General features: G+C 40.0%; 2 protein-coding genes. Both read right to left on the reverse strand.

The features are described from left to right. Positions 1 to 205: 205 nt before the first annotated feature. Positions 206 to 565, reverse strand: coding sequence for a hypothetical protein (locus tag AC1DND_RS25340; RefSeq protein WP_477585304.1), 360 nt, complete (start codon positions 563 to 565; stop codon positions 206 to 208). Positions 566 to 709: 144 nt separating this feature from the next. Next, positions 710 to 2,575 (reverse strand): CocE/NonD family hydrolase, encoded by a 1,866-nt coding sequence (locus tag AC1DND_RS25345; protein WP_477585305.1) that lies wholly within the window; start codon positions 2,573 to 2,575, stop codon positions 710 to 712. Positions 2,576 to 2,616: the final 41 nt, after the last annotated feature.

Below are 2,616 nucleotides of genomic sequence, written 5' to 3' on the forward strand. Positions count from 1 at the left end.
CACTAATGCTGATTAACATACTATCTACTTCATCGCTCTGGTGATCTTTATTTGGCCACCATACACTTGCGCCTAAACCCTGGCAGGCTACGGAAACAAAAGGATTGCCGGCTTCATCTTTTTTGAAGATAAAACCGCCATCCCAAGGGGGTGTTTTGGCAACAGTAGGATTACCAGAATAGAAAACGATAAATCTATCTTTACTTCATTTTTTAACTGCTTTAGGAAAGGTTACAAAAACCGCATTATATTCTCGGGTAAAAGGTAAACTGGCACCTTTATATACCACTTTATCTACTTTTAAGTTATCAAAAAGATCGAACTGTAATTTGGTGAAATCCTGTGTGGCGGTAAAAGCAAATTCATTGCTTCCGCTAACTGATTTTTGGTCGATATCGATCTTCACATCTAAGTGGTAATAATTAATATCGTAGCAGGTACGTAAAGGGGTAAGTGTTCCGCGGAGGCTATCGGCCCTTGAGTTTACCTGGTTTTTGCCAAGCATCTGTGCCTGTACAGCCGAAATGCTGATGCTGATGGCAAGGATGAATAGTAACTTTTTCATTTGTTATGTTTTTGTTGATCGTTATAAACGATCGGTTATTTATGAGGGTGTATCATAAAGGCGATTTCACCTCAGATGCTGTCATGTTGAGCCTGTCGAAACACCTTAGAGGGTATTTAAGCGGGTCCTTCGACAAGCTCAGGCTTATTTTATCACATCAACTTCGATAAAACTATCGTTAAATACAGTTTGCGTAGCTTTAATATAATCGGCTTCTGTTGCTTTATATGGGTTTTCTACGAATTTTTGTGGATTACGTGCAAATAAAGGGAATGCTGTACTCTGCACCTGGATCATAATCCGGTGTCCTTTTTTAAAGGTGTGTAATACATCCTGTAGCTGAAAGTTCACATCCGTTTTCTGGTTGGCTACCAAGGCCTCGGGTTTTTCGAAACTATTGCGGAAGCGTGCAGGCATAACTTCCGAACGCACCATTTGCCAGTAATTGCTCAAAATGATATTCTTGTTTGGCATGTAAGAGTTGTTCGGCTCATCGGCAGGATAAACATCGATCAGCTTTACAATAAAATCTGCATCGGTACCCGTGGTTGCAATTTTAAGGTGCGACATAATTTCGCCTCCTAAGGTAATGTCGGTATCCAATATATCGGTTTGATAGACCAATACATCTGGTCTTCTGCCTGCAAAACGTTGGTCTTCACTCATGTAATTATGTGGTGTAAAGCCCAATGTAGTGGTTAAATCTTCGGTATATGGAACAGGCTTTAATGGATCGCTAATATAGTTTACTGAACTGGCCGCACCAGGTGCAGTCATGCTGAGCTTACCATCAGCACCCAGATATAATTTTTGTTTAGTCGCCTTTTCTGTTGGCCATTTGGCAAAAGTTTCCCATTGTTTTTTACCGGTATCGAACATATAGGCTTCAGGCAGGCCAGCGTTTTTATCGCCATTGCCCTTTAAAAAGTGATTAAAGAATTTAGCTTCAATTTCTTTCTGGTAGAAGGTAGCAATGCTATCTCCGAAATACACATTACTATGCATGGTATGACCGGTTTCGCGGCTCCATCTTCCATGCCCAAATGGTCCCATTACAATCGTATTGTAGGCRTTAGGGTTTTTCTTTTCGATGGTTTTATAAATGTTTAGCGGGCCAGACAGATCTTCGGCATCGTACCATCCACCAACTACCATCACCGCAGGTTTAATGGTATTGTAATGTTTTAATAATCCACGTTTTTGCCAAAACTCATCATAGTTTGGGTGGTTAACGGTTTCTTGCCAGAAAAAATTATCCTTGTAATATTTGTCTGCATTGCTTAAAGGGCCTAAATCTAACGCAAACTGATAACCATCTTTTGTTTTTGGAAGGATTAACTGGTTATTATACCAGGCTTTAGCGGTAGTATCGATTTTTTGCACACCAAATACCGGAAAGGTCATGAAATAACTCTGCAAAAATGATCCGTTGTGGTGGAAATCATCAAAAAAGAAATCTGAAATCGGCGCTTGTGGCGATGAGGCTTTTAAAGCAGGATGATTGCTTAAAATTCCTGCAGCAGTGTAAAAGCCTGGATAAGAAATTCCCCATTGGCCAACTTTGCCGTTGTTATTGGCTATGTTTTTAACCAGCCAATCAATGGTATCGTAAGTATCAGAACCTTCATCAACCTCTTTTTTGCTTTTTTTGTTATCGATAACAGGGGTCATATTGGTCCAGGTGCCTTCGCTTTTCCAGCGACCGCGCACATCCTGATACACCATGATATAGCCCTCTTTCATCATCAATTCTGACGGGCCTAATTTTGCAGGAAATTTATCTTCGCCATATGGGGCAATGCTATAACAGGTACGTTGCATTATCATCGGATATTTTTTATCCTTGGCTGCATCTTTAGGTGTGTAGATGGCGGTAAAAAGTTTAGTTCCATCGCGCATTGGGATATAAACTTCTTTTTTGGTGTAATTAGCTTTTGGATATCCTGTATCACTTTGCGCAAAAGCAGTGGATGCCGAAAGCAGGATAATTATTAGTTTTAAGTATTTCATTTTATTATAATAAGTTAGTTATTCATGTGGTTGGTTTGTGG

The sequence above is a fragment of the Pedobacter sp. 01N416 genome (genome assembly GCF_056399685.1).

Coding starts and splice junctions, on each gene's coding strand:
- AC1DND_RS25340 (WP_477585304.1), bottom strand. CDS start 565: ATGAAAAAGTTACTATTCATCCTTGCCATCAGCATCAGCATTTCGGCT.